23 protein-coding genes are annotated in these 19,340 nt (G+C 45.0%); 21 read left to right on the forward strand and 2 right to left on the reverse strand.

Going from position 1 to position 19,340, the window contains the following annotated elements; translation table 11 throughout:
• Positions 1-26: 26 nt before the first annotated feature.
• Both ACRRU2_RS16120 and ACRRU2_RS16125 read left to right on the forward strand, forming a co-directional pair.
• Positions 27-743, forward strand: a complete 717-nt coding sequence (locus ACRRU2_RS16120) for a response regulator transcription factor (protein WP_331698638.1) — start codon at positions 27-29, stop codon at positions 741-743.
• Entirely contained in the window at positions 744-2,210 is a 1,467-nt protein-coding gene (locus ACRRU2_RS16125) for an ATP-binding protein (RefSeq protein WP_432503234.1), read from the forward strand.
• A 128-nt stretch (positions 2,211-2,338) separates the two neighbouring features.
• On the opposite strand, the gene serA is transcribed toward ACRRU2_RS16125, so the two are convergent.
• The gene (gene serA / locus ACRRU2_RS16130; protein ID WP_432503236.1) at positions 2,339-3,928 is read right to left on the reverse strand and encodes a phosphoglycerate dehydrogenase; all 1,590 of its coding nucleotides are present in this window, start codon (positions 3,926-3,928) and stop codon (positions 2,339-2,341) included.
• Positions 3,929-4,209: 281 nt separating this feature from the next.
• Entirely contained in the window at positions 4,210-5,121 is a 912-nt protein-coding gene (locus ACRRU2_RS16135; protein WP_331698641.1) for a hypothetical protein, read from the reverse strand.
• 75 nt (positions 5,122-5,196) lie between these two features.
• On the opposite strand from ACRRU2_RS16135, the gene ACRRU2_RS16140 reads away from it, so the two are divergent.
• The 19 genes from ACRRU2_RS16140 to ACRRU2_RS16230 all read left to right on the forward strand — a co-directional run bounded on the left by ACRRU2_RS16140 (position 5,197) and on the right by ACRRU2_RS16230 (position 19,314).
• Positions 5,197-5,790 carry a CPBP family intramembrane glutamic endopeptidase gene (locus ACRRU2_RS16140; protein ID WP_331698642.1) on the forward strand — a complete coding sequence of 198 codons (594 nt, stop codon included), beginning with the start codon at positions 5,197-5,199 and terminating at the stop codon, positions 5,788-5,790.
• The gene (locus ACRRU2_RS16145; protein WP_331698643.1) at positions 5,787-6,023 is read left to right on the forward strand and encodes a hypothetical protein; all 237 of its coding nucleotides are present in this window, start codon (positions 5,787-5,789) and stop codon (positions 6,021-6,023) included. Before ACRRU2_RS16140 ends, ACRRU2_RS16145 begins: the two co-directional genes overlap by 4 nt.
• Before the next feature lie 99 nt (positions 6,024-6,122).
• Positions 6,123-6,488: a hypothetical protein gene (locus ACRRU2_RS16150; RefSeq protein ID WP_432503239.1), complete on the forward strand. Its 366-nt coding sequence runs from the start codon at positions 6,123-6,125 to the stop codon at positions 6,486-6,488.
• A 220-nt stretch (positions 6,489-6,708) separates the two neighbouring features.
• Positions 6,709-7,311: a genetic competence negative regulator gene (locus tag ACRRU2_RS16155; protein ID WP_331698645.1), complete on the forward strand. Its 603-nt coding sequence runs from the start codon at positions 6,709-6,711 to the stop codon at positions 7,309-7,311.
• 132 nt (positions 7,312-7,443) lie between these two features.
• On the forward strand, positions 7,444-8,133 hold the full coding sequence (gene prsW, locus ACRRU2_RS16160; RefSeq protein WP_432503241.1) for a glutamic-type intramembrane protease PrsW: 690 nt from the start codon (positions 7,444-7,446) through the stop codon (positions 8,131-8,133).
• Between the two features lie 54 nt (positions 8,134-8,187).
• Positions 8,188-8,343, forward strand: coding sequence for a hypothetical protein (locus ACRRU2_RS16165; protein WP_331698647.1), 156 nt, complete (start codon positions 8,188-8,190; stop codon positions 8,341-8,343).
• 140 nt (positions 8,344-8,483) lie between these two features.
• The gene (gene ypeB, locus ACRRU2_RS16170; RefSeq protein ID WP_331698648.1) at positions 8,484-9,851 is read left to right on the forward strand and encodes a germination protein YpeB; all 1,368 of its coding nucleotides are present in this window, start codon (positions 8,484-8,486) and stop codon (positions 9,849-9,851) included.
• A gap of 81 nt (positions 9,852-9,932) precedes the next feature.
• Positions 9,933-10,586, forward strand: a complete 654-nt coding sequence (locus ACRRU2_RS16175) for a flagellar brake protein (RefSeq protein ID WP_331698649.1) — start codon at positions 9,933-9,935, stop codon at positions 10,584-10,586.
• A 500-nt stretch (positions 10,587-11,086) separates the two neighbouring features.
• Complete coding sequence (gene cmk / locus ACRRU2_RS16180; RefSeq protein ID WP_432503244.1) at positions 11,087-11,779, forward strand: (d)CMP kinase; 693 nt, start codon at positions 11,087-11,089, stop codon at positions 11,777-11,779.
• A gap of 22 nt (positions 11,780-11,801) precedes the next feature.
• Positions 11,802-12,380, forward strand: coding sequence for a lysophospholipid acyltransferase family protein (locus ACRRU2_RS16185; protein WP_432503246.1), 579 nt, complete (start codon positions 11,802-11,804; stop codon positions 12,378-12,380).
• 75 nt (positions 12,381-12,455) lie between these two features.
• On the forward strand, positions 12,456-13,691 hold the full coding sequence (gene rpsA, locus ACRRU2_RS16190; protein WP_432503248.1) for a 30S ribosomal protein S1: 1,236 nt from the start codon (positions 12,456-12,458) through the stop codon (positions 13,689-13,691).
• Between the two features lie 177 nt (positions 13,692-13,868).
• Positions 13,869-14,513, forward strand: a complete 645-nt coding sequence (locus ACRRU2_RS16195) for a YphA family membrane protein (RefSeq protein WP_432503250.1) — start codon at positions 13,869-13,871, stop codon at positions 14,511-14,513.
• The gene (locus tag ACRRU2_RS16200; protein WP_432503252.1) at positions 14,513-15,430 is read left to right on the forward strand and encodes a YIEGIA family protein; all 918 of its coding nucleotides are present in this window, start codon (positions 14,513-14,515) and stop codon (positions 15,428-15,430) included. The genes ACRRU2_RS16195 and ACRRU2_RS16200 overlap by 1 nt, the downstream gene beginning before the upstream one ends.
• The gene (locus tag ACRRU2_RS16205; protein WP_331698655.1) at positions 15,423-15,602 is read left to right on the forward strand and encodes a capping complex subunit for YIEGIA; all 180 of its coding nucleotides are present in this window, start codon (positions 15,423-15,425) and stop codon (positions 15,600-15,602) included. Before ACRRU2_RS16200 ends, ACRRU2_RS16205 begins: the two co-directional genes overlap by 8 nt.
• Positions 15,603-15,675: 73 nt before the next feature.
• Complete coding sequence (der, locus tag ACRRU2_RS16210; protein ID WP_432503255.1) at positions 15,676-16,998, forward strand: ribosome biogenesis GTPase Der; 1,323 nt, start codon at positions 15,676-15,678, stop codon at positions 16,996-16,998.
• Positions 16,999-17,010: 12 nt separating this feature from the next.
• Entirely contained in the window at positions 17,011-17,610 is a 600-nt protein-coding gene (gene plsY, locus ACRRU2_RS16215; protein ID WP_432503257.1) for a glycerol-3-phosphate 1-O-acyltransferase PlsY, read from the forward strand.
• Between the two features lie 7 nt (positions 17,611-17,617).
• Positions 17,618-18,652, forward strand: coding sequence for an NAD(P)H-dependent glycerol-3-phosphate dehydrogenase (locus ACRRU2_RS16220; RefSeq protein ID WP_432503259.1), 1,035 nt, complete (start codon positions 17,618-17,620; stop codon positions 18,650-18,652).
• An 80-nt stretch (positions 18,653-18,732) separates the two neighbouring features.
• Complete coding sequence (locus ACRRU2_RS16225) at positions 18,733-19,008, forward strand: stage VI sporulation protein F (protein WP_331698809.1); 276 nt, start codon at positions 18,733-18,735, stop codon at positions 19,006-19,008.
• Between the two features lie 126 nt (positions 19,009-19,134).
• A complete protein-coding gene (locus ACRRU2_RS16230) occupies positions 19,135-19,314 on the forward strand; it encodes a DUF2768 family protein (protein WP_331698659.1) in 180 nt (59 codons plus the stop codon).
• Positions 19,315-19,340: the final 26 nt, after the last annotated feature.

Here is a 19,340-nt window from a genome sequence, read left to right on the forward strand (position 1 = left end):
TATGCTAATGGAAAGGAGCATCAGTAATGGCTGATTTCATTAATCGTATTTTAGTAGTAGATGACGAAGAACGCATACGGCGCCTTCTCAAAATGTACTTGGAAAAGGAAGGCTATGTTATTGATGAAGCGGAGGACGGAGAAACTGCGCTGCGCATGGCCACAGGCGCAGACTATGCGCTTATCCTGCTTGATGTCATGCTGCCGGGTATCGACGGTATTGAAGTTTGTTCCAAGCTGCGGCAGGTGAAAGCGACGCCTGTTATTATGCTTACGGCAAAGGGAGAGGAAATGAACCGCGTGCAAGGCTTCGAGGTTGGTGCGGATGATTATGTCGTAAAACCGTTCAGCCCGCGTGAAGTTATTTACCGGGTGAAGGCAATTTTGCGCCGCTCCTCCGCTACGGCATTTTTAACTAAAGAGCTGAATACAAGCAATAATATTGTATTTCCGCATTTGGTTATTGAGCATGATGCGCACCGTGTTACGGCAGGCGGCCAGGAGGTCAGCCTAACTCCGAAGGAATATGAGCTGCTGCATTATTTGGCGGTTACGCCGGACAAAGTGTTTTCCCGGGAAGAGCTGCTGAAGGATGTTTGGAACTATGAGTTTTTTGGCGATTTGCGCACAGTCGATACACATGTGAAACGTCTCCGCGAGAAGCTGAACAAGGTATCGGTCGAGGCAGCAGCCATGATTACTACGGTATGGGGCGTTGGCTATAAGCTCGAGGTGCCGAAATAAATGAAGCTATGGAACTATTTGTCCCGCTTGCTTTGGCATAGCGTAGTCGGTAAGCTTTGGGCTACAATTATGCTGTTGGTTGCAGTGGTTCTGCTCATACTAGGAGTATTCCTGCTTCAATATATTGATATTTGGTTCGTTGAAAATTCTCATGATATTAAGGTATTGTTCGTAATTACAGCAATAATTGGCTTTTTGCTTTCCACCTTTTTTGCTTTTTTCTTATCTACCAAATTGCAGCAGCCGCTGCTGCAGCTGAAAAATGCTGCTGACTCTATATCGCAGGGAAATTATACGACGAGAGTCGATATTCGTTCCTCGGACGAGATTGGCCAGCTTGCGAATATGTTCAACCATATGACCGAGCAGCTGGACAAGCTGATTCATGATTTGAATCATGAGAAAAAGCACTTGGCAAGCATACTCAGAAGTATGGGGGATTCCGTTATTACGTTTGATGCTAAGGGTCAAATTATATTAACGAATCCCAGCGCCGATTTGTTGATTAATAACTGGTCTGATCTCGAAATTGCCAGACAGGAGCAATCCTTAGTTGCAGACTCGACTTACTTGGGTGTTCCGATGCCGCTGCGTGATTTGTTCCAAAATGTGATGAGTGAAGGCCGTGATATGACCGATACGGTTCATGTACACAGCTTTGTATGGTCGGTCGTAATGGCGCCGCTGCATACGAATCAAGAAGTTCAGGGCGCTGTAGCGGTCATACGGAATGTTACGGAAGAGCATAAGTTGGATAAGCTGAGACGCGATTTTGTAGCAAATATTTCGCATGAAATACGTACGCCGCTGTCTATGCTGCAAGGCTATAGCGAAGCGCTGCTGGATGAAATCGTAGTCGATCCTGAGGATCGCCGCGAGCTGGTGCAGGTCATTCATGATGAATCGCTCAGAATGGGACGGCTAGTAAATGGCTTTCTGGATATTGCCAGAGTTGAAGCAGGCCATATTGAGACGAATATGCAGGAAATTGATTTGCATTATTTAATTGCCCGTGTTCATCGTAAATTTTTAGTGCTATCCAAGGAGCACGAGGTGCACATGCATGTTGAAGCGGCAGAGTATCCGCTTATTCTTAAGCAAGCGGATGAAGACAAGCTGGAGCAGGTGCTGACCAATTTGCTTGATAACGCGCTAAGGCATACGCCAAGCGGCAAGGCAATTACGATCAAAGCTGACCAGCAGTGTCTGAACGGAAGCTACTACATTCAGCTGATCGTAGAAGACGAAGGACAAGGGATACCTCAGGAGGACCTTCCTTATGTGTTCGAACGCTTCTACAAGGCAGATAAAGCCCGCAAACGGGGTGCCAGCGGCGGGACAGGCCTCGGTCTTGCCATCGTGAAGAGCTTTATTGATTTGCATCAAGGGGAGATTACGGTTAAGAGTGCTAAAGGAAGGGGCACAACCTTTACGATGCTTCTTCCCGTTGAACCCAAAACAAAATAGCGGCCAGCTGGCAGCTATGCATAATTTAGAACAAAAGAAGCGTTCCTGCTGAAGGAACGCTTCTTTTGTTGAATGAAGCCGATAAATCTTGTTGCTCGTGAAACAATCAAGGGAAGTGAATCGGCTATTTATAAAGTAATTTCTTTAGCTGTATTGAGCTCGGAAATTTTTGTAAGCTGCGCAAGAACTGCTTTTGGCGTCACTTTATCTACACCAAGCACCATGATGGCAAGGCCGCCTACAAGCTTGCGTCCCACCTGCATCGTTGCAATATTAATTTCATTGCTGCCCAGCAAAGTTCCCACATGGCCGATAATGCCCGGTTTATCATTGTGCGAGATAAGCAGCAGATTGCCGTAAGGCGCAACATCGACTGGGAATTTGTCGATTTGCACAATTCTTGGGCCGTAGCCTGTAAGAAGCGTGCCTGCAACGCTGCGTTCTTCTTTATTAGTTTTCAGTGTAACTGTCAACAAATTTGTAAAGTCTTTTGCAGCGTGCGATTTTTGAATCACAATGTTGACGTCGCGGTTTTTGGCCAGATGCATGGAGTTGACGATGTTAACCTGATCTGCACCAAGATGATGAGCGAGTACGCCTCTTGCAATATAGCGAGTGATTGGCTGAGTATCAACTTCCGCCAGATCGCCGGCATAGCTGACGACAATTTCCTGTACAGCACCTTCAGTTGCCTGAGCTATAAAGCTGCCAAGTTTTTCTCCAAGCTCGTAGTAAGGCTGGAGCTTGCTTTGAAGATTTGCTGGAATTGGCGGCATATTTACTGCATTCATAAACGGTTCATTGCGTAAAATATGAAGCACCTGCTCAGAAACGTCAATCGCTACATTTTCTTGTGCTTCGACTGTTGAAGCGCCAAGATGCGGTGTAACGATAATTTTTGGATGCGACAGGAACGGATGATCCGCTGCAGGCGGCTCAGCTTCGAAAACATCGAATGCCGCGCCCGCTACAATGCCTTCATCTATCGCTTCAACGAGCGCCAGTTCATCAATGATGCCGCCGCGCGCGCAGTTGACGATGCGCATGCCTTTTTTCATAATAGAAAATTTCGCCTTGTTGATCATGTGGCGTGTCTCGGCAGTCAGCGGTGTATGGACAGTCATAAAATCTGCCTGCTGCACGATCTCATCTACCGATGCCAGTTTAATGCCGATTTTCTCAGCGCGTTCTTCTGTCAAGAACGGATCATAGCCTAGAATGGTCATGCCGAATGCTTTTGCGCGCTTTGCTACCTCGCTGCCGATGCGTCCCATGCCAAGAACGCCCAATGTTTTGTTGCGCAGCTCTACGCCCAGGAAGGATTTGCGGTCCCAAGTGCCGCTGATCGTTTTGGCATAGGCTTGCGGAATATGGCGGGCAAGCGCCATAATCATTGCGAAGGTGTGCTCGCATGTCGTAATCGTATTGCCGTCCGGCGCATTGATGACGATAATGCCGCGCTTAGTAGCTGCGTCGAGGTCGATATTATCTACACCAACACCTGCTCGCCCAACCACTTTAAGCTTTTTGCCTGCCTCCATAATAGCCGGAGTAACCTTAGTCTGGCTGCGCACAAGAAGTGCATCGTACTCGCCGATAATAGCGATTAGCTCTTCTTCGCTCAGCCCTGTTTTTTTGTCCACTACAACATCGTTTGCTTCTGTTAATTGCTGAATACCATGGTCGCTAATCGGATCAGAAACCAATACTTTAAACATCGAATAAAGCCTCCTAAAGCGGGCAGTACTTGTACAAACGTACACAACGCCCAATAATTATGAACAGAAAAACCCTCTCCCCGGCACCGATGTGATGCAGCGGGTCGAGAGTTTCATCATCGAAATGTTAGACTTTACTATTTTATAGTAAGATCGGTCACAATTGCAATGCTTAAACTTGCTCAAATGTGAAAATTTCGTTATGATTCAAGCATAAGAAGCAAATTTCGACAAGTTTTTTAAAATATTTAGGAAAACATAAGTTTCCACTTTATAGCACCTTACTTGGCGCCAGGGAAGAAATAAGGCACCTGCGGCATTAATTCATTTTGATAGTATTTGTTTTTGTTTCTAATAAAATCACCAGCGCGAACGGCTTCCGTATCAATGAGAAGCTGTACGATCTGCTCGTAGGTTTCCAGCATCATTTTATCTGCTTGTCCAGATTTGATAAAATCATCTATGCGGCTGGAAAGATCCTGCGGATAAAAAGGCAGCAGCAGCTTTTGCTCTTTCAGCTGCTCCGCATTCAAGCGATTTTTAATTGCGATTGGCAATGTGCTCCAATCGGACAGCTTGAGCGGTTTGGATGCTTTGTAGTCTTTCACAATATTAGGATCAATGGAAGATGCCCATTTCTCCATCGCTTCAAAATAAGCTTGCTGCGCGGCATAGGCTTCTTGTACGGCCTGGACATATATTTTTTCCTTTTCAATTTGATCCTTTAGATTACCTGCTTTTGCTGATTTGCCAAGGCTTGCTGCCTTGTCGGAAGCATCTTTGAACAGCTTCAAGCTGCGTATGTAACTGTTTTGGGCTTTTCCCAGCAGGGGTGACTTCTGCATATCAAAGGAGCTGGCTTCTTTGGCTTTGCTGCCGGCAAGCTTGGAGAGGCCTTTAAACAGTGCTGATTCATCGATCGTTTGACCTTGCGCCAGCTTGTTCATTGCGTCCAGCCATTCGTCCTGAAATTCTCTATACGGTGAAAATACGGTATGATAAAAGGAGACAAGATCCTGCTGCTGATAATGGCTTGGATCCGTGCTGCTTTTTTCATTCTCGGACGCATATTTGGCTTCTACCTTGGAGGAGCCGATATGCATGCCATAAAAAAAGGCTCCCACAGCGCAGACAAGCATAAATATAAAGCCGACACTAAATAACATAGCTGAGGTTGTTAAACGTTTTTCCATAAAATATAACTCCTTTTATACATAAGTAAATTAATAACAGCAATATTAAATACAATTGCAGACAGGCGGGTAAGCATGAAAAAGTTTGATTTTAAAAAAATTAGAGTTCGTAAAGTATCGATTGATGAATTGGATGACCGCATGCTGCTTGTCAATTTATATACTACGCAAGCACTTACTTTTATTATCGGTTTTATTTGGCTGTTATTTCAGCGGCAAAACATAATATCTTTATTTTCTTATCCCTATTCGCTTCATCCGCTTTGGTGGGGGCTCGGATTGGCCGGCGCCGTAATCATAGTCGATCTAGTCATTTCCAGATTTGTTCCCGATGAGGTTGCTGATGACGGGGGTATTAACGAGCGGATATTTCGCACCAGGCCAGTATGGCATATCGCGCTTCTTTCCTTCATTGTAGCTATTTGTGAAGAAACGTTATTCCGCGGAGCCATTCAGCATGCAATTGGTCCATATTGGACAAGCATCGTATTTGCCGCTATCCATGTCCGCTATTTGCGGCACTGGATTCCGACCGGTCTTGTTTTTTCCATCAGCTACGGGCTTGGCTGGATCTATATTCAAAGCGGCACGATTTGGGCGCCCATCATCGCCCATTTTGTAATCGATTTTGTGATGGGGTTAATTATTCGTTTCAGGAGGGAGCCATGAGCAGAAAGGAAAAGTTCAGCCGCTCCGCTAAAAAAATGCAATCCAAATTAGATCAATCGACGCCGGAAGCAAGCAGCAACGGATTGACCAAGCTTCCGCCGCGCAGTAAAAAATTCCCTTCAAGTAAGCACAAATTGACGAAATGGTATTATAATTTTTTATTTTTTTTATTTGTTTGCTTGGTAGCCTTTCTTTTTTGGTATGGCAATCGTTTTAGTGTGAGTGAGCCTTAATTGTAACATCTTGTCGAATTATCCAACAGGTTTAATTGTTTTTCCTTTAATTATTGCGCATTCAAATTTCATTGCGAGACACAATAAGAAATGCAGTTAATGATGAAATGGGGTGCAGACAGCATGAGGATGAGCAGTTTATTGGTAGGTTCAATTATGGGTGCAGCAGCTGTTATGGTATTGGCCCGCAAGCGGCCGGCCGCGATTGCGGCTGTAAACGATGCAGTATGCGATACAGCTTCTGCCATTAGCCACAAGTCGATGGAAGCTTTTGACGCCATGAAAAAAATGAATTGGAGAAGTGAGGGAAAGAAATACGTCCCAAAGTTTTCTGAGCGTGAGCCGAACGGCAGCGCAATCGAAAAAGGAATAGATAAAATGGAGGCTGCTATTGACGACGCCTCGCACATGACGGAAAGAGTTAAAAATAAAGCAGTTGACGCCTCATCGCAAGTTACGCACTAGATTATCCTTTTTAACACAATAATGGCATGAAAAAGGATCGTATATGGCTGAATTTTCCCCAGAAAATAAGGGGAAAGGCCCATATGCGATTCTTTTTTTTCAATAATAGTGCAAACGCTGATCATACATGATAAAGTATTTACATAGTATGATAAGATCAAGTGAGATATATCATGCAATTTTTATGGTTAAGAATGCTGTGGCAAAGGAGGATCCTGTCATGAAAATTGAACGCCTGAGTCAGGATAGAATAAGGATATTTCTGACATTTGACGATTTGTTGGAACGGGGGATCCAGAAGGATGATATGTGGCGTGAGCCGCCCAAATTGCATGATCTATTCAGTGAAATGATGGAACAAGCATATAACGAGCTTGGTTTCGAAGCGAGCGGACCGCTTGCAGTAGAAGTATTTGCAATGCCGGCTCAGGGCATGGTTGTGATTGTGACTAGAGGCAAGCCAGGCAGTCACGATCAGACTGAGGATGATTTGGACGATGAGCTGTACGAAATGGAAGTCACCTTGGAGCAAAGCGATATCATGATGTATGCTTTCCGTGATTTCGAGGATGTGATCTCAGTTTCTAAGCAGCTGGATGCTTCCAATCTGACAGAAAGCGGCAGATTGTATTCCTACAACTCCAAATGGATTCTTGCTTTGGAGCCGGCTTTAATCGATTCAGCCAAGCAAAATGCAGTCATTGCCCTGCTGGCTGAATATGGTGAAGCAACTTCAGTCACCTATGCGGTGCTTGAAGAGTATGGCAAGCTCATCATTGCAGAAAACGCCATCGAGCAAATCAATCGTCATTTTTCCTTCTAAAATCGAGATCCCTTGTAAAGTCGAAGAGCAACTGCGGGCTTTCTTAAGCTGCTTGCTCTTTTTTTGAAAATATGCAGCATACTATTTTAAAGTTAATTTCGCTTAATTCCATTAGCAGAAAGCAGGTTCGATATGCTGTTGTTTGCACTGTTAAGCGCAGCGGTTGCTCCCGGTATATCGCTGCTTACTTATTTATATTTGCGCGACCGCTATGATTCGGAGCCGATTCATATTGTAGTCCGCATGTTTATATTAGGCTTAGTGATTGTTATTCCTATTATGGTTATTCAAAGAGGGCTGCAATTATTGCTCGGCGATGCCTCTTTATTATTTGCCTATGTAGAATCGGCCGGCGTTGAGGAATTTTTCAAATGGTTCGTGCTGTATCATTTTATTTATCATCATGCAGAATTCGATGAGCCTTATGACAGCATTTTATATGCAGCAGCTATTTCGCTTGGCTTTGCCACGATGGAAAATATTATGTACGCTGTATTTTCCAGCTCATCCTTTACAGTTATGATCGGACGAGCCTTGCTTCCCGTTTCTGGCCATGCCATATTCGGCATTATGATGGGCTATTATATGGGCAAGGCCAAATTTACGTCCAAAACAAGATATTATTTGCTTATCTCATTTTTGCTGCCCGTTTTTTTGCACGGCACTTACGATATGATTTTAATCAGTGTTAAAGCTAATTGGTTTTGGTTTGCCATACCATTTATGATTATGCTGTGGATATGGGGTGTAAAAAAAATGGATCGGGCGCATGCCAGGTCGCCTTATCGCTTACTTACTCGCGAGGATGAGGTTAATTTATAAAAAATTCGTCCATACTGCCATTTAGGAAAATTTGATGTCAGTAAGGAGGAACTTATGGAAGCGGCAAGAACGAAAGTGACGATACGCTGCAATGTATGCGGCGAAAAATTTATTTTACGGGGCAGACGCTCCAAATCAGGTATCGAAACCGGATTTAAGCAGTGTATCTGCAGCAATAGCGAGGACTTGGAAGTGGAAGAGCATCATTAAACTCGCCGTCTTCTTTTAAATGAAGCACGGCGGAGCCGGTTATCCTTGTTTTACAAATTTCATTTAATAAAAAATGTATAAAGCTCCTTTATGCAAACCAAACTAACGGAAGGTTTTGTATATGAAAGGAGCTTTTGCATATGTATAAACGATTAAGTGCGATTATGTTTCCGATAGCGCTTGTGCTGCTTATTGGCTCAGTTTATTGGGGCTATCAGGAGCATCAAGAAAAAAATTCGATTCTGATCAAAGCGGAAAATCAATATCAGCGTGCTTTCCATGATTTGACCTATCATGTCGATAAGCTTCATCAGCAGTTAGGCAATACACTGGCTGTCAATTCAACCTCTCAAGGCTATCATCGCAAGGGACTGGTGAATGCTTGGAGATTGTCAAGCCAGGCGCAAAACGAGATCAGCCAGCTTCCGCTCAGCTACTTGCCATTTACGGATGCAGAGGATTTTCTATCACGAATCTCCAATTTTGCTTACAAAACCTCTGTGCGCGATTTAACGAAGCAGCCGTTAACAGAGGATGAGTTCAAAACTTTAAATACGCTTTATGAAAAGTCCAAGGAAATTTCTAAAGATTTAAATCATATGCAGCAGCAAGTGCTTTCCAATAATATGCGCTGGATGGACATTGAAATTGCAATCGCAAAGGACAGCGCCAAGGGCGGCAATATTATCGTGGACGGCTTGCGTGATGTAGACAAGCGAATTGGCGAATATCCCGAGTTGAACTGGGGGCCTTCTGTTGCAAGCATGTATGAAAAGCGGTCATTTAAAGCGCTTGGCGGTGAGGCGGTATCGGCAGAGCAAATTAAAGAAAAGGCCGCCAAGCTGCTCAAAGCGGATCCTTCAACGATAGAGGTAGTCGAGAACGGCAACGGGACTGACTATGCCTCGTATTCCGCAGTACAAAACAAAAATGACCCGGCTAAATCCGTGCACATGAACTTTACCCGCCAAGGCGGCAAACTGATGATGTATATGAAGAACAGGAATCTTGGCAAGGCTGCCATTTCAATGGATCAGGCAAAAGCATCTGCTGACGCTTTCCTGGAGCAGTATGGCTATAAAAATATGAAAGCTGTAAGCTTCGACAATTTTGAGCAGACTGGAACCTTTACCTATGTGGGATCTCAAAATGGCGTGCTGATTTATCCGGATAAACTAACAGTTAAAGTTGCTATGGATAATGGCGAAGCTATCGGCCTGCAAGCGGGTGATTATGTTCAGAAGCATGTGGAGCGCGAGCTTGCCAGCCCAACGCTTAGCTCAGCTGAAGCAAGAGAGGCACTTAATCCGAATATGAGCATCAAGCATGAGCGGCTAGCGATTATCGATGGCGAGATGGGCGAGGAAGTGCTATGCTACGAATTTACTGGCCAAATTAACGGCGGCTTGTACCGTATCTATATTAACGCCGAATCGGGCATCGAAGAGTCGATTGAGCAAATGAGCACGATGGATGAACAGGTTGAAACGGCAGAAGCCAAGCATTAGGTTACCGATTTAAAATTTGAATTTCAGATAGCTCCCCTTCTGGCGGCATGATATAATGTCCGTATACAGGAGGGGAGCCGTTTGTTTCCTAAGGTTAATCAAATGCTATTTTACAACATCGCTTCCTCGGATGAGGAAGAAGCTGCAGTGCAGTATAAATCCCGAATAGCTGACGAAGAGGATGGGACGCTGCTAATAGAGTATCCTATCAACGAAAAAACGGGAAAGTTTAAGAGATTGTTTCTGGGGGACGAGCTTTCTGTCTATTTTGTAAACAATGAAGGAGTCAAGCATTATTTTGACTCGCATGTTTTGGGATTTGTAGAGGACAAGCTGCGTCTTATAAAGATCATGAAGCCAGACCCTGACAAAATGACCAAAATTCAGCGACGAAATTTCCTTAGAGTATCTGCGGATTTGGAAATTGCCGTAAAGCTGCCTAACCAAGAGCGTCATGTTTTTATGACATACGATGTCGGCGGCGGCGGAATATCTTTTATTTGCGATAAAAAATCCAATGTGGAAGCAGAGCAGCAGCTGGAGAGCTGGCTATTGCTGCATTACAAAAACGGCTCCATCGAGCATGTTCCCTTTACTGCAGAGGTAGTGCGGATTAATGTGCTTGAAACAGGCAGAAAGCAAGTAATGAGCAAGTTCATTGCGATCAATGACAGCGACCGGCAAAAAATTATCCGTTATTGCTTCGAGCGCCAGCTTGAATTTCGCAATCGATGAATAACGGCAGGCAATTATTGGAACGATACCTCTAACGATATGGTTAGAGGTGATTGGTCTGTCAATCGATAAAACAAAACGCTCCTTTCATAAGAAGGCGCTCGTTGCAAAGTCAGATCGGATAAGTAAAGTGCTTCACAGCTGTATAATAATTTTGCTAATCCTCGTGTTAATCATTCAAGCAGCCCTTCAAAACGATCACATTCGCAGAACAATAACGAGTGTGGAGAACAGCGAAGGAATGCTGCTGAAGCAAACGAGAGAAAGTCCATAGGCGGGTCCGGTTTTTGCATGCGTACGCATTCTATGGTATAATTTTGACGTTCGCAGGCAAAGCCTGCTTTTTCTTTGGAAGGTACAAGGATAAACTGCTCCGCCGTCCTTTGGATAGGCGCGTTTACCGATGAATTATAAGAAGAAGTTTATAAAACACTTATAAATCCTTATAATTTAATAAAAGAAAAAGCAGCCGTCTTGAGTTAAAAGGGGGTTGACTGAGAGTGTCACAGCAAGAGGGTGACCGTGACCGGATCAACATTGCGATTGATGGGCCTGCAGGCGCAGGCAAAAGCACGGTTGCAAGAATGGTCGCTGGCCAATTGAATTATGTTTATATCGATACAGGAGCTATGTATCGCGCAGTTACTTTAATGGCGCAGCGCTCTGGCATCGAGGCTAATGACACTGATGCTTTAGCCAAGCTTGTAGAACAGCTTCGCATTGTGCTTATGCCAGGTGAGAAGGCGCAGGCGGTTTTTGTAAATGGCGAGGATGTAACGAATCAAATTCGTTCCAGAGAGGTTACCCTTCAGGTATCGCATTATGCAGCCCAGGAATCCGTACGCAGCATGCTTGGCAAGCTGCAGCGCGAGATGGCCGCCTCCAAGGGTGTCGTCATGGACGGCAGGGATATTGGCACACATGTGCTTCCAGATGCCGAGCTGAAGGTATTTCTGACTGCCTCCGTGCAGGAGCGTGCGCTTCGCCGGTATAATGAGATTAAGGAAAGCCAGCCCATCAGTTTGTCTCAGCTTGAGCAGGAAATTGCCGAGCGTGATGCGCTGGATGAGAAACGCGCTATTTCACCGCTAACTCGAGCGGCTGATGCCTTGCTGCTTGATAGCACAGGCAAGTCGATTGAAGAGGTAGTTGAAGAAATTGTACGTTTGAAAAACAGGGTATCTACATTGTAACTTGGCGGGAGCGTAGCAAATTATGTCGTACTTATTTTTTCGGGCTCTCCTTCGATTTATGTATCGCGTTTTATTTCGCCTAGAAGCCAGAGGGATAGAACATATTCCAGAAGCAGGACCAGTTATTATCGCATCTAATCATATAAGTAATTTGGATCCCCCGACTGTAGGCGTATTTGTAAAGCGCAAGGTACATTTTATGGCGAAGGAAGAACTGTTCAAAGTGCCGGTGTTAGGTCAGCTTATCCATTCGTTTGGCGCATTTCCCGTAAAGCGCGGCGGTGTAAGCAAGGATGCGATCAAGACGGCCATCGCCCTGGTCAAATCAGGCAAGGTGATGGGGATTTTTCCCGAAGGAACACGTAACAGTTCAGCCGGCATGGCAAAGAAAGGCGCAGCTATGATCGCTATGAGAAGCGATGCGGTTATTGTTCCGGCAGCAATTGTAGGCAGCTACAAATTGTTTAGGAAAACATATATTTATTATGGAGAGCCAATCAATCTGCAGGAAGCGATAGATGAAAACGCAGAGGATATGCTCGAAGCTGTAACGGAAGTGATGATGAGCCGCATTCGCGACCTGATCAAGCAGCATAAATAAGTTTTAAATGCCGTTTTCAAATTTTGAACAGCGGATTTAAATAAAGTAGGGGTATGAATCGAGGAGGTTATTTCAATGTCAGAAGAAATCAATGTGCAAGAAACTGTTGCTGAGGAAGTAAATCAAGAGGCAATGGACAATTTTGTGTCTTTGAAGAAAGGCGATTCCGTAAAAGGAACGATCGTCAAAATCGAGGATAACCAAGCTTATGTAAGCCTTGGATATAAATATGACGGTATCATTCCAATTCGTGAGCTGTCCGCAGTGCAAGTGGAAAACGCTGCTGATGCTGTTCAAATCGGCCAAGAGGTAGAGTTGAAGGTAGTCAGCATCGATGACAACAAAGAAGTATTGCTTCTTTCCAAGCGTCTTGTAGACGGAGAAAAAGCATGGGATCAGCTGCAGCAACAGTTTGACAGCAAAGAAGTGTTTGAAGCAGTTGTTGCTGATGTTGTCAAAGGCGGCTTGGTAGTTGATCTTGGCGTTCGCGCATTTATTCCTGCATCGATGGTTGAGCGTCATTTCGTTGAAGATTTCAGCGATTACAAAGGACGCACTCTGCGCGTTGTTGTAAAAGAGCTTGACCGCGAAAACAACAAAGTGATCCTTTCTCAAAAGGATGTGCTTGATGCTGAATTTGAAGAGAACAAACAAAAGGTTCTAGCTTCACTGCAAGCAGATCAAGAGCTTGAAGGCACTGTTCAACGCTTGACGCCATTCGGCGCTTTCGTTGATATCGGCGGCGTAGACGGACTTGTACACGTATCCGAGCTATCCTGGGAGCATGTAGCTCATCCTAAGGATGTCGTAAGCGAGGGTCAAAAAATCCGCGTTAAGGTGCTAAAAGTTGATGCTGCAGCCGGCAAAATCAGCCTGAGCGTGAAAGCAGCTCAGCCAGGTCCTTGGGACACAGCAGCTGCTCAATTCAAAATCGGCGATATCGTAACGGGCACTGTTCGCCGTATCGTTACATTTGGCGCGTTTGTTGAAATTGCTCCTGGCGTTGAGGGCTTGGTGCATATTTCTCAAATTGCACACCGCCACATTGCGACTCCGCATGAAGTGCTTAAGGAAGGTCAAGAAGTTAAAGCAAAAATTCTTGATCTTAACGTTGCAGAGAAGCGTGTAAGCCTAAGCATCAAGGAAACAGAAGAAGCTCCTGAGCAAACTGAGCAAGCTCCTAGACAAGAGCGCGCTCCGAAAGCTCCAAAGGTTGAAGAAATTAATAATCCGAATGTAAGCTTGAACAGCTCCAGCATGAGCTATTCCCTGGCTGAGAAGTTTGGCGATAAGCTAAGCAAGCTGAAATAATATAACAATCAAGGATAAACGGCTACGTCGTCCTTTGGACGAGCGCGTTTACCAGTGAAATATAAGAACAGGTATAAGGTAATAACTTATATATTTTAATCAAGAGGCTATTCCTGCCATTTCAGGAATAGCCTTTTTTTTATTAGCGCATAATATGGTGCGAGAGGTGGTGACAGCATGAATCCCGGCTTTTTATCTATTTGGATCGCACTTATTATAATGATTTTACTTTTTACCGGGTGGAAGTCGTTACTGGCTCCCGATTTCAATAAAAAGCTGTCCTTGCTTGTAATAGCAATTATTGCAGTTTGTTTGCCTCTTCCTTTGTGGTGGCCGAATATTTCTGCAGCAAAATGGCAAATCCATGCCTCTGTCGTCGTATTGTTGGCAGCTGCAGCGCTTTCGCTCTATTTTCAGGCAGAGAAATGGAGCACTCGCAGCTATTTAATAACAGCTGCTGTTATTATCGGCGCAGCATGGGGACTGATGCGAAAAATGTACAGCTTTGATCCAATCTACCATTGGCTCGGGCCGATGTGGGATGCTCCGCTTCTGGCGGCGTTGCTCAGCTGTATGTTTTCCAAAAGCTCTGTTGGGCAGTTTACCTTGATTGCATGGGGTTCCTTTATAGGAAGCTTGATATATTGCATGCTTGCCGGAGCCAGCCAGCAAGTGCTGATCGGGGCTTGGAGCTGGTGGGATGAGCTAGCCCTTGCGCTGCTGTTTGCGGCAGTTATAAGAATTGTTCTGGCGGCGGCTGCTGGCATTAAAAATAAAATCAGCGCATTTTGGTTTAACAATCGAAGAGGGGGGACGGCTTGATGCTTTCGTATATACAGCAAAATCATCATTTGATAGTTATATTGCTGGCGATCGTTATCGGGGTTTGCGCAAGACTCCTTATGCTGCAAACAGACTACAGGCAATATCCTACATATCCGCATGGAAGAATAATTCATATCTCGCTAGGCATTATAGCTGCTGCGTTAGGCTCTGTCTCGGTACCTGCGCTTATGAATAAGGATTATACAGCCATTACTTTTTTAACGCTGGCAGCCCAGCAGTTCAGAGATGTGCGCAAGATGGAGAGAGAAACACTGACCAAAATCGACAGTCAAGAGCTTGTAAGCAGAGGGCCTACCTACATTGAAGGGATCGCAATGGTTTTTGAAGGCCGCAATTATTTGGTCATTATGACCTCGTTAGTGACCAGTTTATTCGGTTTATGGCTAAATATATGGTGGGGCCTGCTTGCAGGCGGAATTGCCTTGATCATCGTCAGTAAGCTTAAATCTGGCAAGCAGCTTTCGCATATCGCGACGGTTGAGGAGGCAAAGGTGAGCGTTAATGGACCGGATTTGTTTGTAGGCGACGTATACATTATGAATGTAGGGCTGAAGTCGAACCAAAAAATAATGAAGGAGCGCGCAATCGGCTTTATTGTAAAACCGCGTAATCCGAATGGCAAGGTGACCATTAGCAACTTAGGACAGAGGCAGGCTATATTGTACGACCTTGCAACTATTTTGGGAGTGTATAGAGATTCAGGCGAGCCGGCGCTTGTTCCTATGGCCAAGCTTGAGCTTGGAAGCGGTACGCTGGGCGTATTTATTTTGCCGCAGGAGAAGGATGCGAGAAAGGCAAAACAGGTAATTGAGCAAGTGCCGATTCTTGAATCCGCTGTGCGAATGCCTACTGAAGCATCTGTCAATCAGAAGGAGAATGTGGAGCATGGCTAAAATCACAGCAATTGTATCAACAAATGATAAAATGGTAGATGGCGGGGCGCCGATTTTTATTGTGCCTGACGAACATCAGCTGCAGGAAATGGCGTTTCTGCTGGAAAAAATATTGGACGCCAGCGCACATGATTTGAAAAATGGGGTATTTATTCTAGTCGATCACAAATGAAAAGTTAGCCAAGAGCGTTCTTTTTTGCTATGATGAGTAACGTGAGAATGATTGAAGGAGTGAACTGACTACTATGGCTAGACCCGTTATTGCTATCGTTGGTAGACCTAACGTAGGTAAATCAACAGTATTTAATCGAATCATAGGTGATCGATTGGCAATTGTTGAGGATAAGCCTGGCATTACTCGTGATCGTTTATATGGTACGGGCGAATGGAATGGCAAAGCTTTCAGCATAATTGATACAGGCGGTATAGAAATTGACGACGATGATGAAATCATGCGTTCTGTTCGTGTGCAAGCGGAGCTTGCAATCGAGGAAGCGGACGTTATTATTTTTATGGTAGATGTGAAGGCCGGCATCACGCATTCCGATGATGAGGTTGCACAGATGCTGTTTCGTTCCAGAAAGCCTGTCGTGCTTGGCGTGAATAAAGTCGATAATGACAACCGCATGAACGATGTATATGAATTTTACTCTTTAGGATTCGGAGAGCCAATCGCACTTTCCGGCTCGCACGGCATTGGCATCGGCGACTTGCTCGATGCGGCTACAGAGCTTTTGCCGGTTATTGAAGATGATGATTATGATGAGGATGTTATTCGTGTTGCGTTGATCGGCCGTCCAAATGTAGGCAAATCCTCTCTTGTTAATGCACTTCTCGGCGAAGATCGCGTAATTGTGAGCAACGTTGCCGGCACGACTAGAGATGCGATAGATACGCCGTTTGAGCATGAAGGACAACGTTATGTGCTTATAGATACAGCAGGTATGCGCAAACGAGGCAAGGTGTATGAATCCACTGAGAAATACAGTGTTATGCGCGCAATGAAGGCCATCGAACGAGCTGACGTCGTGCTTGTGCTTATTAACGGAGAAGAAGGCATTATCGAGCAGGACAAGCATATTGCAGGCTATGCGCATGAAGCTGGAAAAGCTTCTATATTTGTAGTGAATAAGTGGGACGTTGTTGAAAAAGATGATCGTACGATGCAGGAATTTACCCGTAATGTTCGTGAGCAGTTTCTGTTTATGACCTATGCGCCGATTGTGTTTTTATCAGCCCTGACCAAATCAAGATTACATAAGCTGCTGCCTGTCGTGAATTATGTTTCGGAACAGCATGCAATGCGCATTCAGACGCATTTGCTTAATGATATTGTTTCTGATGCAGTTGCCATGACGCCGCCGCCATCAGACAAAGGAAAAAGACTGCGCATCAATTATGTGACGCAGGTTTCAACCAAGCCGCCGACGATTGTTTGCTTTGTAAACGATCCGCAGCTAATGCATTTTTCTTATGAGCGATATTTGGAAAACAAAATTCGCGCAGCATTTAACTTTGAAGGTACGCCGGTTCGCATCTATACGCGACGGAAGTCCGAAGAGGATTAGGGGAGAGGCCTTTTGTTATACGATGTAATTGCGGTTGTTTTAAGCTATTTGCTTGGCTCTGTTTCGTTTAGTATAGTCATAGCAAAATTTGTGAAGGGAATAGATATCAGACAGCATGGAAGCGGCAATGCAGGCGCCACCAATACGCTGAGGGTACTTGGCAAAGGACCCGGTTTGCTTGTGTTTTTGCTCGATTTTGCAAAAGGTTCCGCTGCAGTATGGATTGGCTACGGATTAAGCGGTAATGAATGGGTTCCGGTGCTGTGCGGGCTAGCTTCTATAATTGGTCATAATTGGCCGATATGGTTCCGGTTCAAGGGAGGCAAGGGGATAGCTACCACAATCGGCGCAATGGCGTCGCTTGCCTTTATACCGGCGCTTCTTGCAGGCATCATTACGATTATCATTATTGCGATTACAAGATATGTATCATTAGGTTCATTGATTATGACCGTATTAATTCCTATATTTGTTGCCGTTTTTCATTTTTCCTGGCCCTTATTCGGCGGAACGCTCATTATTTGCTTATTCGCGTTTGTAAGACATCGTACTAATATTATGAAGCTTATACAAGGAACAGAGAATAAGCTGGGTGCAAAGAAAGGATTGTGAGCTAGCAATGATGGATGAGAGGTTGTCTGCGCCGCGTAAGGCAGCTGTTCTAGTCGCAGGAAGCTGGGGAACAGCGCTGGCATCTGTACTTGCTGACAATGGATTTGCAGTAAAGCTGTGGACGCGCAGCGGCGAGCATGCCAATCAAATAAATACAGAGCATATGAATAGCAAGTATTTGCCTGGAGCAGCGCTTCCTGAGGCGATTGTAGCGACAAGCGATATGAAGCAAGCGATAGAAAACAGCGAGCTTGTGCTATTCGTTGCGCCTTCAAGCGCATTGAGGTCAGTAGCCAAAGAAGCGGCGAAGCATATTACGGAATCAATGATTTGTGTCCATGCTACGAAAGGCTTCGAAGCGGATACGCTGAAGACGATGAGCACCGTATTGGCCGAGGAGCTGCAGCGGCCATCTTCTCAAATCGTCGTCCTGTCCGGGCCGAGCCATGCAGAGGAAGTGATCCGCAAGCTGCCCACCACCGTAGTTGTAGCGGCAGCTGATATCCATGCAGCTGAAAAAGCTCAGGACGCCTTTATTAACTCTACTTTTCGAGTGTATACGAACACGGATACGGTTGGCGTTGAAGTATCCGGAGCGCTCAAAAATATTATAGCGCTAGGTGCCGGTCTGTCGGACGGCTTGAAATTTGGCGATAATGCCAAGGCAGCACTTATTACAAGAGGATTAGCTGAAATAAGCCGTTTGGGGGCAGCGATGGGAGCCAGCCCGTTAACCTTTGCCGGCTTAGCGGGGGTTGGCGATCTTGTCGTCACCTGTACGAGCCAGCATAGCCGCAACTGGCGCGCAGGCTATATGCTGGCGCAAGGCAAGCCGCTAGAGGAAGTGCTTAAAACGATGGGCATGGTTGTCGAAGGCGTCAAAACGACGCGGGCGGCTTATGAGCTTGCCAAGCGCTATGAGGTCGAGCTGCCTATCACAGATCAGCTGCATGAGGTGCTGTTTGCAGGCAAGGAGCCCAGAGACGCTGTTGAAACGCTTATGGGCCGTTTAAAAACAAATGAAATAGAAGCTATTTTGTAACAGGCACGAGCCTACACCAATTAGCCCTCCCTTTCATATGATGCTAGGAGCGTAACTGGCTGAGAAGGGTGGAGCAAATGATGTCAAAAAACAGCTCAAAGGATGTTCTAAACGCAATTAATAAAAAGGCAGGTAAAAATATATCATCTGCCGCAGTTCAAAAACTGGCTAGTAAAGTTAGCCCGTCCACACTAAGCAGTGAGGATGAGCTGCGCAAGCTGATCAAGCAAGTGGCCGCTATGGCTAAAGTCAAGGTTGCTGATTCCACAATGGAAGATATAGTGAGAGCTGTAAAAGCAAGCGGAATGAGCACATCGAATATGGAGTCTCTAATCAAAATGATGCTGAAGAAATAAGATACTATGCGACAAAAGCGATAGTAGAGTAAATTCTCTGTCAGCTTTTGTCCTTTTTTTTATGCAATGCTATAATAGACTTTGATTTATAAATTAATTACATGGTAGCAGAGTAGGGGATAAAATATGGATGCAATGACAAAGATGTGGATATCTTTTTTAGGCATAGGATTAATGGCGATTGCTGCGCTCATTATTACTTTCGCGCGATTGAAAACAAAAGGCGTCGTTAAGCTTGTCCTATCCCTAATTGCTTTTATTATGCTTGTGTTCGGATTTATTTATGGCTTATTTTCAATATTGTAACAGGCCGGCATACATACTGGGCTAAC

This window comes from Paenibacillus sp. GXUN7292 (assembly GCF_050864975.1).
GTDB lineage: Bacteria > Bacillota > Bacilli > Paenibacillales > Paenibacillaceae > Pristimantibacillus.

Bases quoted from the DNA above. Each gene is read 5' to 3' on its own strand.
- ACRRU2_RS16125 (WP_432503234.1), top strand. From the start codon at position 744: ATGAAGCTATGGAACTATTTGTCCCGCTTGCTTTGGCATAGCGTAGTC.
- der (WP_432503255.1), top strand. From the start codon at position 15,676: ATGGCTAGACCCGTTATTGCTATCGTTGGTAGACCTAACGTAGGTAAA.
- ACRRU2_RS16155 (WP_331698645.1), top strand. From the start codon at position 6,709: ATGAAAATTGAACGCCTGAGTCAGGATAGAATAAGGATATTTCTGACA.
- ACRRU2_RS16135 (WP_331698641.1), bottom strand. From the start codon at position 5,121: ATGGAAAAACGTTTAACAACCTCAGCTATGTTATTTAGTGTCGGCTTT.
- ACRRU2_RS16185 (WP_432503246.1), top strand. From the start codon at position 11,802: ATGTCGTACTTATTTTTTCGGGCTCTCCTTCGATTTATGTATCGCGTT.
- ACRRU2_RS16150 (WP_432503239.1), top strand. From the start codon at position 6,123: ATGATGAAATGGGGTGCAGACAGCATGAGGATGAGCAGTTTATTGGTA.
- ACRRU2_RS16220 (WP_432503259.1), top strand. From the start codon at position 17,618: ATGATGGATGAGAGGTTGTCTGCGCCGCGTAAGGCAGCTGTTCTAGTC.
- prsW (WP_432503241.1), top strand. From the start codon at position 7,444: ATGCTGTTGTTTGCACTGTTAAGCGCAGCGGTTGCTCCCGGTATATCG.
- ACRRU2_RS16230 (WP_331698659.1), top strand. From the start codon at position 19,135: ATGGATGCAATGACAAAGATGTGGATATCTTTTTTAGGCATAGGATTA.
- ACRRU2_RS16120 (WP_331698638.1), top strand. From the start codon at position 27: ATGGCTGATTTCATTAATCGTATTTTAGTAGTAGATGACGAAGAACGC.
- serA (WP_432503236.1), bottom strand. From the start codon at position 3,928: ATGTTTAAAGTATTGGTTTCTGATCCGATTAGCGACCATGGTATTCAG.
- ACRRU2_RS16205 (WP_331698655.1), top strand. From the start codon at position 15,423: ATGGCTAAAATCACAGCAATTGTATCAACAAATGATAAAATGGTAGAT.
- ACRRU2_RS16140 (WP_331698642.1), top strand. From the start codon at position 5,197: ATGAAAAAGTTTGATTTTAAAAAAATTAGAGTTCGTAAAGTATCGATT.
- ACRRU2_RS16165 (WP_331698647.1), top strand. From the start codon at position 8,188: ATGGAAGCGGCAAGAACGAAAGTGACGATACGCTGCAATGTATGCGGC.
- ACRRU2_RS16195 (WP_432503250.1), top strand. From the start codon at position 13,869: ATGAATCCCGGCTTTTTATCTATTTGGATCGCACTTATTATAATGATT.
- ACRRU2_RS16200 (WP_432503252.1), top strand. From the start codon at position 14,513: ATGCTTTCGTATATACAGCAAAATCATCATTTGATAGTTATATTGCTG.
- rpsA (WP_432503248.1), top strand. From the start codon at position 12,456: ATGTCAGAAGAAATCAATGTGCAAGAAACTGTTGCTGAGGAAGTAAAT.
- ACRRU2_RS16225 (WP_331698809.1), top strand. From the start codon at position 18,733: ATGTCAAAAAACAGCTCAAAGGATGTTCTAAACGCAATTAATAAAAAG.
- ACRRU2_RS16145 (WP_331698643.1), top strand. From the start codon at position 5,787: ATGAGCAGAAAGGAAAAGTTCAGCCGCTCCGCTAAAAAAATGCAATCC.
- ypeB (WP_331698648.1), top strand. From the start codon at position 8,484: ATGTATAAACGATTAAGTGCGATTATGTTTCCGATAGCGCTTGTGCTG.